Source organism: Caballeronia sp. Sq4a, assembly GCF_023170545.1.
Taxonomy (GTDB): domain Bacteria; phylum Pseudomonadota; class Gammaproteobacteria; order Burkholderiales; family Burkholderiaceae; genus Caballeronia.
The window spans coordinates 1,439,803-1,452,657 of the sequence record NZ_CP084250.1 but is presented as its reverse complement, the minus strand read 5'-3'; the positions used below and the strand labels follow the sequence as shown (position 1 = coordinate 1,452,657).

The following is a 12,855-nucleotide window of genomic DNA, read 5'->3' as shown; positions in this document are numbered from 1 at the left end:
AACCGCAGCCGCTCAGAGATCGGCGACGGACTGGCCCTCGATCTCGTTGTCGATGATCTTGCGGCCATAGTCGATGCCAGCGCGCGTCGCATCGATCGGGCTCTCGAACGGCTCCTGCTCCGGCACGCCGAACATGGCGGAGCGGCCGCTCTCCCCGGCCGCGTCGCGGGAAATGGTCACGAAGATGTCGAAGTGGCGCGGGCCGTCGTCCGGCTCGTCGCGCTCTTTCGCGCGGCGCATGGCCTGCACGTGGATGGCGAAGCCCTTGTAATGATCGGCGAGCGGTGTGGACATGAAGCGGCTCCTGTCGTGGGATGAAGGATCGAAGCAACCGGATGACGAACACTGCGTCCGCTCGCCGGCGAAAGCGCGTTGCAAGGCCGCGGCGCGGCGGTGAAAAGATCAACCTCGAGATTTAACCTTATCGCACACTCAGTTGAAACCTGCTTTGCCATAATGCGCGGGCGAGACGTCGAAACTCGCTTATTCAAGAAGAATCGTCAATTACTCAGGGAGCGTCACATGACCATCCGAGCTACTGCCCTTATCGCTGTTTTAAGTCTTACGCTGGGCGCGCATACGGCTTTCGCTGCCAATAGCCAGCAGTCGAAGATGAGCGACTGCAACAAGCAGGCAGGCGACAAAAAGGGCGACGACCGCAAGGCGTTCATGAAGAGTTGCCTGTCCGCGACGCCCGCCGCGGCCTCCGCCGCCTCCGCGCCGATGACCCAGCAGCAGCGCATGACTGCGTGCAACAGCCAGGCATCCGGCAAGAAGGGCGACGACCGCAAGGCGTTCATGAAGAGTTGTCTCAGTACCAAGGGCTGATCGCGGCGCCGGCCGCATCGTCTGATTCGCGCCGCGTCGATTGCATGCGGCGCGCACTATTGCTTCCTTCCTCGTAGATATTGCACTGCACCCAAGCAAGTGTTTCGCACCGCCGTCTTTTTCTCATAAGATGGCGCGAAGGCGGCCCCTCACGAATACAAGAAACACGCCATCGGCCGCCGCTCGTCTAGCGTGGCGACAAGCCTCGCATGGAGGCAACGGATGGCATGGAAATACAAGAACCGCTGGTTCCGCCGGTGGCTCGTGACGATCACCTTCTGGGCCGTGCCCGTGATGATCGTCGCGGTCAACGAGGTGCGCGAGGAAATGGCCTACAACACGGTCGATCTTCAAAAGGCGCTCTCGACCTGGGAACTCACCGATGCCCAGCGGTCGGCCGGTGCCGCCGCCCGTTGCCACGGCGCGCCGGACGAAGCGCGCGCAGCCGGCTGCCCCGCCGACGTTCTCAGCGCCAATGCCCTCCGTCATCAGGAAGCGCTCGATGAATACGCGCATCGCAAGGCCACACTCGCCGACTATCTGTGGCATGCGTTCATCGGCTATTGGGTCGTGCCCGCGGCGTTTCTGCTTGCCGTCGGCATCGTGATCGGCGGCATCAAGCGCGCCTTGCGGCGGCCGTCGCGCGCGCCGGAGCCCGTTCCTCCGACCAAAGTAAAAACGACGAGCCAGTGACGCGGTCGACCCGGGTACGGTCGTTGCTACTCGCTACGCGGCGTTGCCGCCGTCACCGTGACCGGTGCGGTGAAATTAATGCAGGGCTTCAGGCAGCGGGGCGGGCGAAATAGCCGGCCATTCGCCGTCGTCAAGTGGACGACGCGCGGATGCGACGCAGGGCTTGCGCGGCACGCGCGGAACGCGGTATCTGTGTCCGGTGCGAGCGTCGCGTTGTTGCGTCGCTGTGCTATAACTTGGCGTGCCTCACCCTCCCGCACTATGGGGTTTCCTAAATTCCACGATGGAGAACAATGATGCAAAGACGAAACTTCATGCTCAAGACGACGGCCGTGTTGGCGCTGGGAGGCCTCGCGCTTGCCGGTTGCACGACGAATTCGAATACCGGCGCTGAAAAGGCCGCCGGCAGCGCGGACGATCGCCGCAGCATCGACGCGGACGTCGACAGCACCATCCAGCGGCTCTATGCGACGGTTCCGGGCTCGCGCGAACTGGTCGCGAAGTCGCGCGGCGTGCTCGTGTTCCCGTCCGTGATTCAGGCAGGCTTCATCGTCGGCGCGCAGTACGGCAAGGGCGCGCTGCGCGTGGGTGGCGGCACGGTCGGCTACTACAGCACGACCTCCGGCTCCTTCGGCTTGCAAGCGGGCGCGCAGTCGAAGTCGATCATCTTCCTCTTCATGACGCAGGACGCGCTCGACAAATTCCGCAACTCGGACGGCTGGTCGGCAGGCGCCGATGCATCCGTGGCGCTCGTCAAGATGGGCGCGAACGGCGCGGTCGACACGACCACCGCCACCAACCCGGTCGAAGCGTTCGTGCTGACGAACGCGGGCCTGATGGCCGACGTGTCGCTCCAGGGCACGAAGGTGACGCGCCTGAAGATGTAAGGCGGCGCGCGCCGTCTCACGGTCCCGGCGGAAAGCATGACCGCCGTGCGGCGCGACTCACGGTCGCGTCGCACGGCGGTTTTTTCGTCTTTGTTCTGGCGGTTCGAGGACTCAGGTTGCCGCGCGATCGATCAGCTTGAAGCGCGAGCGCTTTTGCGCGCGCACCACGGCCTGATACGCGTCGAGATATTGCCGCGCCATGCGGTGCGACGTGAAGCGCTCCTCGAAGCGCTGGCGCACGCCCGCGCGCGAGAGCGTATGCAGCCGGTTCACCGCCGCCACCGCGCCGATCTCGTCTTCCACGATGAAGCCCGACACGCCCTCGTCCACCACTTCCGGCACCGCGCCGCGATTGAACGCGATAACGGGCGTGCCGCACGCCATCGCCTCGATCATCGCGAGTCCGAACGGCTCGGGCCAGTCGACCGGGAAGACCAGCGCGTGCGCGCCCGACAGGAAGTCCGCCTTCTGCGCATCGTTGATCTCGCCGATGAATTCGACGTAGGGCAACTCCAGCAGCGGCGCGATTTCGCGCTCGAAGTATTCGTGATCGGCTGCATCGACCTTGGCCGCGATCTTGATCGGCAAGCCGCAGCGTCCCGCGATGCGAATGGCCGTATCGACGCGCTTTTCCGGCGAGATGCGCCCGAGGAACGCCAGATACTTCTGCTCGACGGGCTGCGGCACATAACGCGTCTCCGGCAGGCCGTGATAGACCGTCGAGACCCACTTCGCCTGCGGCAACGGATGGCGCTGCGAATCCGAGATCGAGATCACGGGCGCGGTGTTGAACGTGTCGAACACCGGCTGCTGCTCGGGCAAGTCGAGCCGCCCATGCAGCGTCGTGACGAACGGCGTGTCCTGCCGGTTGAAGAGCGAGAAGGAGTAGTAGTCCATGTGGAAATGCAGGACGTCGAACTCCTCGGCGCGGCGGCGCACCAGTTCCATCAGCAGCATGTGCGGCGCAATGCGGTCGCGGATCGCCGGGTCGAGGCGCAGCGCACGCGGCCAGACGGCCTCCAGCTTCGCGCTGGTTTGTGAATCGCCGGTTGCGAACAGCGTCACATCGTGGCCAAGCTCGACGAGCGCCTCCGTGAGATACGACACGACGCGCTCCGTGCCGCCGTAGAGCTTGGGCGGGACCGACTCGGTCAACGGGGCAATTTGGGCAATTCTCATCGTTCTCGTCTCCATGCGAACTTCGACGTGCGAGCGTGTGCTCGTGTTCTTAATGCGTCGCGCGAGATCGAGTATGACAGCAGACTGTCAGCTGGCTAACGAGGGTTTCCCTCGATCGATGGATGCGGCAAGCCGGCCCGCCGCGCGACGATTCATTATCGACGGCGACGCGGCGCGAACCGGCGTTCTCTTGCACTTTCATTGCTCTGTTACAGGCCGGAAACAACCGTTTCGCGCGCCTGTTACTTGCGTCGCACGCCGCGCAGGTCGGCCAGGAAATCGTCGCGCCAGACGCCGAGATTGTGTTTGCGCAGCGCCGCCATGTTGGTCTGGTAACGCTGCTGGCGCTCGGCGAGCGGCATGGCGAGCGAACGGGCGAGCGCGTCGCTCATGCCGACGACATCGTGCGGATTCACCATCACCGCGCCCGTCATTTCGCCCGCCGCGCCCGCGAACTGCGAGAGCACGAGCACGCCCGGATCGTCCGGATTCTGCGCGGCGACATATTCCTTCGCGACGAGATTCATGCCGTCGCGCAGCGGCGTCACGAGCCCGATCTGCGATTCGCGGAACAGCGACATCAGCTTCCAGCGGTCATATCGCTGGTTCAAATAGCGGATCGGCGTGTAATCGAGGCCGGAATAGCGCCCGTTGATGCGCCCTGCTTCGTATTCGAGGTTCTGGCGGATCTGCTGATACGTTTCGACGTCCGAGCGCGTGGGCGGCGCGATCTGCACGAGCGTGACGTTGCCGCGCCATTCGGGCGATTTCTCCAGAAAATGCTCGAACGCGCGAAACCGTTCGACGAGCCCTTTCGAATAATCCAGCCGGTCCACGCTCATGATGAGCTTGCGGCCTTCGAGACTCTGCTTCAGGTCCATCACGTCCTGCCGCGCCTCGCCGCGCTGCGCCTGTTCCGCGATCTCGTCGGGGAACACGCCGATGCGGTAGACGCCCGTCTTCAGCTTGCGCCCGAACGCCTCGACGTGGCCGTCCTCGGTCGCCGTGCCGCGCGCGTGCCGCACGATGTAGTCGTGAAACGCGGTCTGATCGCCTTCGGTCTGAAAGCCGACGACGTCGTAGCAGCACAACGACCGCACCAGTTCCTCATGCGGCGGAATGTTGAGCAGAATCTGCGGCGACGGAAACGGAATATGCAGAAAGAAGCCGATCCGGTTCGTGATGCCCGCGCTGCGCAGCGCCTCGGCGAACGGTATCAGGTGATAGTCGTGGACCCAGATGACGTCGTCGGGCTCCAGCAGCTTGATGAGCTTGTGCGCGAGCCACGAATTCACGCGGCGATAGCCGGCGTATTCGTCGCGGTCGTAGACGGCGAGATCGTTGCGATAGTGGAAAACGGGCCACAGCATGGCGTTCGAGAAGCCGCGGTAGTACTGGTCGTAGTCCTTCTTCGGCAGGCCGACGGTGGCGAACGTCACGGCGCCGTCCTGCACGAGCGTGGGCCCCTGATTCGCGACGCTCTCGCTCACCACGTCCCCGCTCCAGCCGAACCAGACGCCGCCGCTGTCCTTCAGCGCGCCGAACACGCCGACGGCGAGCCCGCCGGCCGAGCCCTTGGTTTCGGTCGGCGTGGCGACCCGGTTGGATACGACGACGAGACGGCTCATATGCTTTCCTCTTGCGTTTCTTGTGTGATGTGGGCGGATCGCTGTCCGACGTTCGACTAGCAAACGGCGTGCGGGTTTCCGCGCCGCGTCCGATCACCCGAGCCGTTGCAAGAGGCGCGTCGCCGTGCGTTCAGCGTTCCGCCTTGCAGGGAAACGCCTTGCCGAGACCCAACGAAACCATCGTCGTGGCGTTGAAATTCGCCTTGTCGGGGTTGTCCGCGATGTACTTGCGCACCGCGTCCGTCAGTTGCTGCGGCTTCACGTCGGCCGGCAGGCAGAAGTACTGGCCGACTTGCGGCCCCGTGGTGCCGCCGATGGCTTCGATCGTGTTGTACACGCCGTCGGCCGCGCCTTCGATATAGGCGGCACACGCGGTACGCGAGTTCGGGTCGGTTTTGATGCAGAGCTTGTTGAGATCGTTGCCGGTGAATGCGAACGCGCACACGGGCGTCGCAAGAACACAGGCGATGGCGAATTCCCGCAGCATGGTCTTCCTTGTCTGTTGAGCGGCGGCGTATTAGGGCGAGGCGGCCGCGCCTGACCGCGCTCGCCCGGTTTCGAGCGTAGCGGTGTTATTTTGACCCATTTGCGCCGCTTTGAGCAGCGCCGCCTTGCATGGCGTCGAGGCGCGCCTGCAAACCTTCCGCGACGTCCTTCTCGTTGTACTTGCGGGCGAAATCCACCGCCGTCATGCCGATCTGGTTCTTCACGCGCAAATCGGCGCCCTGATCGAGCAACAGCTTGCACGTCGACAGATGCCCGCCGCGCGCCGCCATCATGAGCGGCGTCGTGCCGTTCGGCGATCCGGCGTCGATGTAGGCGGAGTGGTCGAGCAGAATCTTAACGATGTCGTCGTGGCCGTTGGTCGCCGCGTAGTGCAGCGGCGTCCAGCCCTTCTTGTTCACTTCGGCGTCCTTCGCGATCAGCAGATTCACGAACGTCGCGTCGCCGTTGAGCGCGGCGATCATCATCGCGTTCTCGCCGGCGGAATCCAGCTTTTCGAGGTCCGTGTTCGGGTTGTCGGCGAGCAACTGGCCGACCTTGTCCGACTTCTCCCGCGCGGCGATGACGAGCAGCGGCGCGCCGGTGTTGTCGACCGTATTCGGGTCGGCGCCCTGCGCGAGCTGTTTCTTGACCTCGGACACGTCGTCGAACTTCACTGCCTTGATGAGCGAGTCCACGGAAGCGGCCCAGACCGGCTGCGCGAACGCACACGCGGCGATGAGCGCGCCCGCGAAAAGCCCGCGCACCGCCGCGCGCCTGCCGCCGCGCGTGGCGGGCTGCGAGCGTGCATTCGTGGCGGACTGAGTGGAAACCATCGGGGAATTGTTCATAGTGGACCTTCGAATTGCCATGAAACGATGAATCGCGCCGCTTGCCTGACCGTACTCAGGCAGCCGCGCGCGCGATCTTGAAAAGCCGGAAGAAGTTGTCGGTGGTCGCTTGCGCTACCGCTTCGTCCGTCTGCTCGCGCAACTGCGCGATGAAACGTCCGACATAACTCACGTACGCAGGTTCATTCGGCTTGCCGCGATACGGCACCGGCGCGAGATACGGCGAGTCGGTTTCGATCAGCAGCCGGTCGAGCGGCACGCGCCGCGCGACGTCCTGCACGTCCGTCGCCTTCTTGAACGTGACGATGCCGGAGAGCGAGATGAAGAAGTTCTGCGCGAGCGCCGCTTCCGCTACGTCCCACGGCTCGGTGAAGCAGTGCATCACGCCGCCCGGCACGCTCGCGCGCTCCTCTTCCATGATGCGCAGCGTGTCTTCCGACGACGACCGCGTGTGGATGATGAGCGGCTTGCCCGTCGCGTGGGCGGCGCGTATATGCGTGCGGAACCGCTCGCGCTGCCATTCCATGTCGGCGATGCTGCGGCCTTCCAGCCGATAGTAGTCGAGTCCCGTCTCGCCGATCGCGCAGACCTTCGGATGCGCCGCCAGTTCGACGAGCTCCGCGACGCTCGGCTCCTTCGCGTCCTCGTGGTCCGGATGCACGCCGACCGACGCATAGACGTTCTCACACTGCTCGGCGATATCGAGCACCGAGGGCAGCGTCTCCAGATCCACCGAGACGCACAGCGCATGCGTGACCGAGTGCGCGCGCATCTTGTCGAGCACGTCCGGCAGCCGGTCGGCCAAGCCTTCGAAATTGATGTGACAGTGCGAATCGACGAACATCCCGTGCTCCTTGCTACTGGTTCTGACCAAGGCCGTTTTTTCGTTGCGGCGCGCTTTCCAACCGCAAGCCGAGAATGACCAGATCGCGTTCCACGCCATCTAGCACGGCGACGCGTGGCAGCGTGCCCCACGCTTCGAAGCCGAAGCTCGCGAAAAGCCTCATGCTCGGCTCGTTGTGGCCGAAGACGAAGCCGAGCACCGTATCGACTTGCAGCGACGGCGCCTTATCCAGCGCTTCGCGCAGCAGTTGCTTGCCGAGCCCCTTGCCGCGCGCGCGCTCGTCCAGATAGATGCTGACTTCGACGGTGCGCGCATACGCCGGCCGGCCGTAGAAATCCGAGAAACTCAGCCACGCGATCACGGCGCCGCCCTCTTCGACCACCCACAGCGGCCGCGCGTTCGGGCCGTGCGAATGGAACCACGCGAGACGGCTTTCGACGCTGACCGGATCGAGGTCCGCGGTCACCTGCCGCGAGGCGATCGTCGAATTGTAGATGGCGACGATGGCGGGCAGGTCGTCGAGGGTGGCGTCGCGATACGTGAGACTCATGGGCGATGGCGTTGGAGACGAAGCGAAAGATCAGGCGGTGAAAATCCCGCGATAAGCGAGAAACAGTTCTTCGAAGACGAGCCGCGCGTTCAGCGGATGGTTCTCCACGGCGCGCTGACGCGTGACGGCCTTGATGCAGCGGGCGAGCGCGGCAGGATCGGCGGCTTGCGCGCAGCGCGCGAGCGCCTTGCCCGCGCCCGGGAAATAACGCGGCCGGCCGGCGGTGCGCTGCGCGAGCACGTCGTAGAGCCAGCGTTGCAGCCAGCCGAGGACCATCGGCACGGGCAGCTTCTGCAAGTTCTCGCCGCACGCAAAGGCATCGCAGTTCGGGCCTGCGGCGAGTTGCGCGAGCGTGAAATCGCGCAGCGCGCGGTTCTCGTCGTGCGCGAGCGACAGCGCGGCGAGCGGCGCGCCGCCCGCTTCGGCGAGCAGGCTCGCGGCATCGTCCACGCCTTGCGACGCGAGCCACGCGCGCGCCGCGTCGGCGTCGGGCAGGCTCATCGGCCATTGACGGCAGCGGCTGATGATCGTCGGCAACAGCCGGTCGATTCTCGCCGACACCAGAAGAAACACGACGCCCGAAGGCGGCTCTTCGAGCGTTTTCAGAAGCGCATTCGACGCGGCGACATTGAGCGCTTCGGCCGGGTACAGCAGCACCACGCGCAAGCCTCCGCGATGCGAACCGAGGCTGCAAAAGTCCAGCAGCGCGCGCACCTGCTCGATCTTGATTTCCTTGCTGGGCGCGCGCGATTTCTTGCCTTCGCCGTCGTCGGCCTTGTCGGCGGATGCTTCATCTGCGCCCGACGGTCCGGCGAGCGCGGCAAGCGCCTCGGGCAGCACGGCGCGGTAATCCGGGTGATTGCCTTGCGAAAACCACAGGCACGCGGGGCACGTGCCGCACGGCTCGCCGTTGCCGGCGGGCGTCTCGCACAAGAGCCCCTGCGCGAGATGCTGCGCGAACGCGAGCTTGCCGATGCCCGCCTCTCCGTGCAGCAACAGCGCATGCGGCCAGTGCGCGCGCAGTTGCTGGAGGCGTTGCCAGTCGTCGGTTTGCCAGGGGTAGATCATCTTTTCGTGTCGTAGTCTCAAAGGCCCGCGATCACGTCTTTCAGACGCTCGCGGATCGCGTCGATCGGCTGAGTCGAATCGACGATGATGAAACGCTCAGGCGATTCCGCAGCGCGACGCAGATATTCGGCGCGCGTGCGCTCGAAGAACGCGTCCGACTCGCTTTCGAACTTGTCCGGCGCCCGCGCGGCCGAGCGGCGGTCGCTCGCGGTCTCGGTCGGCACGTCGAAAAGCACCGTCAGATCCGGATGGAAACCGCCCTGCACCCACCGCTCCAGTGCCTCCAGCTTGTCGCGCGGCAGGCCGCGCCCGCCGCCCTGATACGCGAATGTCGCATCCGAGAAGCGGTCGGATAGCACCCAGTCGCCGCGCGCGAGCGCCGGCTCGATGACCTGCGCGAGATGCTCGCGGCGCGCGGCGAACATCAGGAGCGCCTCGGTTTCGAGGTCCATCGGCTGATTCAGCAAAATGCCGCGCAGCGTTTCGCCGAGTGCGGTGCCGCCGGGTTCCCGCGTCATGACGACATGGTGGCCGCCCGGCGCGATCTTCTCTTCGAGCTGCTGTCGAAACCAGTCGAGATGCGTGGTCTTGCCCGCGCCGTCGATGCCTTCGAACGTGATGAAAGTGCCGCGCGCCATCATTGACCCCGGATGTACTTGTCGACGGCCCTGTTGTGGTCGCCCAGATTGTCGGAAAAGATGCTGCTGCCGTCGCCGCGCGCCACGAAATACAACGCGCTGCTCGGGGCGGGATTCAGCGTGGCGCTGAGCGCGGCCACGCCCGGCAGCGCGATCGGCGTCGGCGGCAGGCCCATGCGCGTGTAGGTATTGTACGGAGTGTCCGTCTGCAGATCCTTTTTCTTCAGATGGCCTTCGTAGGTCGAGCCGAGACCGTAGATCACGCTCGGGTCCGTCTGGAGCGGCATGCCGATGCGCAGCCGGTTCGCGAACACGGCGGCCACGAGCGGCCGGTCTGAGGCGCGCCCCGTCTCCTTCTCGACGATCGACGCCATGATGAGCGCCTCGTACGGCGTCTTGTACGGCAGGTTGGGCGCGCGCGTCGCCCAGGCTTCGGCGAGGCGCTTTTGCATGGTGCGATACGCCCGCTTGTAGACGGCGAGATCGCTCGTGCCCTTGTCGAAGAGATAGGTGTCCGGGAAGAACAGGCCCTCGGCGGAGGCTTTGTCCACTTCCGTCGCGCCGATGGCTTTCAGCAAGTCGATGTCGCTCATGCCGGCCGTGTCGTGCGTGAGCGCGGGATTGCCGTCCAACTCACTCCGCATTTTCTGCAGCGTCCATCCTTCGATGACGGTCGCGACGTATTCGTTCACGTCGCCGCGCGCGATTTTCTGCAGCACCTCATAAGGCGTGATGCCGCTCTTGAACGCGTAGTTGCCGGACTTGAGCTGCGCGGACAGGCCGAGCACGCGCGTCATCAGCACGAACAGTTCGGGCTCGACAGGCACGCCGCCGCGATTCAACTGCGCGCTCACGCTGCGCAGACTGCTGTGCGGCTTGATGGTGACATCGAGTTCGGCGGGCGAAAGCGCCATCGGCCGATTGGCCCAGTAATAGACGCCGCCCGCGACGGCCGCTGCGAGTATCGCGACGAGCAGCGCGGCCACGACGCATTTCTTCAGGAAAGACACGACGAATAGAGGCAGTAATGGAGTGATGATGGAGAGGTGCGCGCCGATCAGGTCAGCGTGCGACTCCCTCTTGCAGCCGTTTGGCCGATTTCGACCCGTATTGTATAGATGCGGCCACGCTTCGGTCAGAGCGGACGGGTTGCTGATGCGAACGACCGGGCGAACGCGGCACGGCACTTGCGACTCATTCAATTAAGCAGGCGATGAGCGTCTGCCTCGATTTTGGAGAATAGCCAAGGAGGAAGAGATCATGAGCAAGGCAATGAGCACATTGATCGCGGCGGTCGCCGCGCTGACGCTGTCGGGCGGCGCGTTCGCGCAGGCGGGCGGCGGCGGCTCGGCGGGCGGTTCCAACGGCGGTTCGACGGGCAGCACGGCGAGCCCGGCGAATCAGGTCAACTCGGTCAACGGCGCGACGGGCGGCTACGGCTCGCCGGGCGCGACGGGCTCCGCCAGCGGCATGTCCGGCGGCGCGCCGAACTCGGGTTTGCCGAGCAGCACGAACGGCACTACCACTACGGCTCCTGCCACGAGCAATAACACGCTCGCGACGCCTAGTGTGAGGTCGCCGGCGGGGCAGTGAGGGGTGAGGCAGGGTGGCGCGGAGGATCGCGCCACATTCAGGGAAGCGGGAGCATCAGAGTCGCTCGAGCTGCCGCCTCCCGCAGTTTCGACGACAGCGGCGGGTGACACGCCCGCTGCTGCGTCTGATTTCAGCCGCTGAAGTTAATGAACAGGCGCGAGCAAGCGCATGCCAATGAGCAGGGGGCCGTCGCGGTACGGCCGCAGTCGGCCGTTTCACCTAACGGCCACTGCCCGACGGCACGCGCGGTCGATCGCCATGGAACGCACGGCCTGCCCAATAGCGAGTTCTCAGCGCATCTTCTGGTCAAGCCCCGACTGGCCGCACACTTAACGCGATACAAGATCGACGGTCGCGGCAGACCCCATCAACGCATCGGCTGATTCCGCGAAGCCCTGACTGGCCGCGCATGCAAGCGACTCTGTTCGCCTCGAGCAGACGCGCCTGCCTACGCCTACGCAATAGCCGTGCGCCGTGATGCTCGCCATCGGCGCTCGCCGCAATCCTCGCCCCACGCCGCCAGCGCGCGAAAACACGCCCCGCCCAACCCCCATATAATGACTTGCACCTGCGCGGGGCCGGATCGACCGGCCGCGCCTTTCGCATCGACACATCGTCCCTATGAATTCCCAGACCAGTTCCCTCGCCGCCGCCGATTTCGAAGCCGTCAGGACCGCGGGCGTCCACATGCCGCTCACGCAGTTCGGCGTGATCGACGTGAAAGGCGATGACGCCGTCGCGTTCCTGCATAACCAGTTGACCAACGACGTCCAGCATCTCGACGCCTCCACCGCGCGCCTCGCCGGCTATTGCTCGGCCAAAGGCCGCCTGCTCGGCTCGTTCCTCATGTGGCGCACAGCCGACGCCGTGCGTCTCCTGATCTCGCACGACATTCAGGCGCCCGTACAAAAGCGCCTCTCCATGTTCGTACTGCGCGCGAAAGCCAAGCTCTCCGACGCGACGCCCGAAGTCGCGGCCGTCGGTTTCGCGGGCGATGTGCGCGCGGCGCTCTCCGGCATCTTCGACGCGCTGCCGGATGGCATCCACGTCAAGGTGGAAGGTCCGCACGGCGCGCTGATCCGCGTGCCGGATGCCGCGGGCCGTCCGCGCTTTCTGTGGGTCGGCCCGAAAGCCGATATCGAGGCGCAGTTGCCGAAGCTCGACGAAAAGCTGCGGCGCGGGCCCGCCGAACTGTGGGACTGGCTCGACATTCACGCGGGCGAGCCGCGCATCACGGAGCCGACCGTCGAGCAATTCGTCCCGCAGATGGTCAACTTCGACGTGCTGGGCGGCGTCAACTTCAAGAAAGGCTGCTATCCGGGTCAGGAAGTGGTGGCGCGCAGTCAGTATCGCGGGACCATCAAGCGGCGCACGGCGCTCGCGCACGGGGAAACGGCCGCGCCCGGCGCAGCGCTCTTTCATTCCGACGATCCCGGCCAGCCGTGCGGCATGGTCGTCAATGCGGCGCCAGCCGAAGGCGGCGGCGTCGATTGCCTCGTCGAAATCAAGCTCGCGGCGCTCGATAACGGCTCGGTGCACGTCGGTGCCGTCGACGGTCCGCGACTCGACTTTCTGCCGCTGCCGTATGCGTTTCCGTCCGACGTCTGATCAGC

At 65.2% G+C, this 12,855-nt stretch carries 15 protein-coding genes; 5 read left to right on the top strand and 10 right to left on the bottom strand.

Going from position 1 to position 12,855, the window contains the following annotated elements; all coding sequences use genetic code 11:
- Positions 1 to 12: 12 nt before the first annotated feature.
- Complete coding sequence (locus LDZ24_RS06890) at positions 13 to 294, bottom strand: hypothetical protein (RefSeq protein WP_175940314.1); 282 nt, start codon at positions 292 to 294, stop codon at positions 13 to 15.
- 228 nt (positions 295 to 522) lie between these two features.
- Between LDZ24_RS06890 and LDZ24_RS06885 the strand changes: the two genes are divergently transcribed.
- The 3 genes from LDZ24_RS06885 (at position 523) to LDZ24_RS06875 (ending at position 2,408) form a co-directional block, all read left to right on the top strand.
- Positions 523 to 828 carry a PsiF family protein gene (locus LDZ24_RS06885; RefSeq protein ID WP_206468135.1) on the top strand — a complete coding sequence of 102 codons (306 nt, stop codon included), beginning with the start codon at positions 523 to 525 and terminating at the stop codon, positions 826 to 828.
- Between the two features lie 222 nt (positions 829 to 1,050).
- Positions 1,051 to 1,521, top strand: a complete 471-nt coding sequence (locus tag LDZ24_RS06880; protein ID WP_248322225.1) for a hypothetical protein — start codon at positions 1,051 to 1,053, stop codon at positions 1,519 to 1,521.
- Between the two features lie 296 nt (positions 1,522 to 1,817).
- Positions 1,818 to 2,408: a YSC84-related protein gene (locus LDZ24_RS06875; RefSeq protein ID WP_248322294.1), complete on the top strand. Its 591-nt coding sequence runs from the start codon at positions 1,818 to 1,820 to the stop codon at positions 2,406 to 2,408.
- A gap of 111 nt (positions 2,409 to 2,519) precedes the next feature.
- On the opposite strand, the gene LDZ24_RS06870 is transcribed toward LDZ24_RS06875, so the two are convergent.
- The 9 genes from LDZ24_RS06870 to mltG all read right to left on the bottom strand — a co-directional run bounded on the left by LDZ24_RS06870 (position 2,520) and on the right by mltG (position 10,659).
- Positions 2,520 to 3,587, bottom strand: a complete 1,068-nt coding sequence (locus LDZ24_RS06870; protein WP_248322224.1) for a glycosyltransferase family 4 protein — start codon at positions 3,585 to 3,587, stop codon at positions 2,520 to 2,522.
- A gap of 242 nt (positions 3,588 to 3,829) precedes the next feature.
- Complete coding sequence (gene otsA, locus LDZ24_RS06865) at positions 3,830 to 5,215, bottom strand: alpha,alpha-trehalose-phosphate synthase (UDP-forming) (RefSeq protein WP_248322223.1); 1,386 nt, start codon at positions 5,213 to 5,215, stop codon at positions 3,830 to 3,832.
- Positions 5,216 to 5,345: 130 nt separating this feature from the next.
- Positions 5,346 to 5,702, bottom strand: a complete 357-nt coding sequence (locus LDZ24_RS06860; protein ID WP_175940309.1) for a Rap1a/Tai family immunity protein — start codon at positions 5,700 to 5,702, stop codon at positions 5,346 to 5,348.
- Between the two features lie 85 nt (positions 5,703 to 5,787).
- Positions 5,788 to 6,549 (bottom strand): ankyrin repeat domain-containing protein, encoded by a 762-nt coding sequence (locus tag LDZ24_RS06855; RefSeq protein WP_248322222.1) that lies wholly within the window; start codon positions 6,547 to 6,549, stop codon positions 5,788 to 5,790.
- 55 nt (positions 6,550 to 6,604) lie between these two features.
- Positions 6,605 to 7,393 (bottom strand): TatD family hydrolase, encoded by a 789-nt coding sequence (locus tag LDZ24_RS06850; protein WP_248322221.1) that lies wholly within the window; start codon positions 7,391 to 7,393, stop codon positions 6,605 to 6,607.
- A 13-nt stretch (positions 7,394 to 7,406) separates the two neighbouring features.
- Entirely contained in the window at positions 7,407 to 7,943 is a 537-nt protein-coding gene (locus LDZ24_RS06845; RefSeq protein WP_248322220.1) for a GNAT family N-acetyltransferase, read from the bottom strand.
- A gap of 30 nt (positions 7,944 to 7,973) precedes the next feature.
- On the bottom strand, positions 7,974 to 9,011 hold the full coding sequence (locus LDZ24_RS06840) for a DNA polymerase III subunit delta' (protein ID WP_248322219.1): 1,038 nt from the start codon (positions 9,009 to 9,011) through the stop codon (positions 7,974 to 7,976).
- A gap of 17 nt (positions 9,012 to 9,028) precedes the next feature.
- The gene (gene tmk, locus LDZ24_RS06835) at positions 9,029 to 9,649 is read right to left on the bottom strand and encodes a dTMP kinase (protein ID WP_248322218.1); all 621 of its coding nucleotides are present in this window, start codon (positions 9,647 to 9,649) and stop codon (positions 9,029 to 9,031) included.
- Entirely contained in the window at positions 9,649 to 10,659 is a 1,011-nt protein-coding gene (gene mltG, locus LDZ24_RS06830) for an endolytic transglycosylase MltG (RefSeq protein WP_175940303.1), read from the bottom strand. The genes tmk and mltG overlap by 1 nt, the downstream gene beginning before the upstream one ends.
- Before the next feature lie 250 nt (positions 10,660 to 10,909).
- On the opposite strand from mltG, the gene LDZ24_RS06825 reads away from it, so the two are divergent.
- Entirely contained in the window at positions 10,910 to 11,242 is a 333-nt protein-coding gene (locus LDZ24_RS06825; protein WP_248322217.1) for a hypothetical protein, read from the top strand.
- A 621-nt stretch (positions 11,243 to 11,863) separates the two neighbouring features.
- Complete coding sequence (locus tag LDZ24_RS06820; protein ID WP_248322216.1) at positions 11,864 to 12,850, top strand: folate-binding protein YgfZ; 987 nt, start codon at positions 11,864 to 11,866, stop codon at positions 12,848 to 12,850.
- The last annotated feature ends 5 nt before the right edge of the window (positions 12,851 to 12,855 follow it).

Coding starts and splice junctions, on each gene's coding strand:
- LDZ24_RS06875 (WP_248322294.1), top strand. CDS start 1,818: ATGCAAAGACGAAACTTCATGCTCAAGACGACGGCCGTGTTGGCGCTG.
- LDZ24_RS06890 (WP_175940314.1), bottom strand. CDS start 294: ATGTCCACACCGCTCGCCGATCATTACAAGGGCTTCGCCATCCACGTG.
- LDZ24_RS06860 (WP_175940309.1), bottom strand. CDS start 5,702: ATGCTGCGGGAATTCGCCATCGCCTGTGTTCTTGCGACGCCCGTGTGC.
- LDZ24_RS06820 (WP_248322216.1), top strand. CDS start 11,864: ATGAATTCCCAGACCAGTTCCCTCGCCGCCGCCGATTTCGAAGCCGTC.
- LDZ24_RS06850 (WP_248322221.1), bottom strand. CDS start 7,393: ATGTTCGTCGATTCGCACTGTCACATCAATTTCGAAGGCTTGGCCGAC.
- LDZ24_RS06870 (WP_248322224.1), bottom strand. CDS start 3,587: ATGAGAATTGCCCAAATTGCCCCGTTGACCGAGTCGGTCCCGCCCAAG.
- LDZ24_RS06845 (WP_248322220.1), bottom strand. CDS start 7,943: ATGAGTCTCACGTATCGCGACGCCACCCTCGACGACCTGCCCGCCATC.
- LDZ24_RS06855 (WP_248322222.1), bottom strand. CDS start 6,549: ATGAACAATTCCCCGATGGTTTCCACTCAGTCCGCCACGAATGCACGC.
- LDZ24_RS06840 (WP_248322219.1), bottom strand. CDS start 9,011: ATGATCTACCCCTGGCAAACCGACGACTGGCAACGCCTCCAGCAACTG.
- tmk (WP_248322218.1), bottom strand. CDS start 9,649: ATGGCGCGCGGCACTTTCATCACGTTCGAAGGCATCGACGGCGCGGGC.
- LDZ24_RS06885 (WP_206468135.1), top strand. CDS start 523: ATGACCATCCGAGCTACTGCCCTTATCGCTGTTTTAAGTCTTACGCTG.
- LDZ24_RS06825 (WP_248322217.1), top strand. CDS start 10,910: ATGAGCAAGGCAATGAGCACATTGATCGCGGCGGTCGCCGCGCTGACG.
- otsA (WP_248322223.1), bottom strand. CDS start 5,215: ATGAGCCGTCTCGTCGTCGTATCCAACCGGGTCGCCACGCCGACCGAA.
- LDZ24_RS06880 (WP_248322225.1), top strand. CDS start 1,051: ATGGCATGGAAATACAAGAACCGCTGGTTCCGCCGGTGGCTCGTGACG.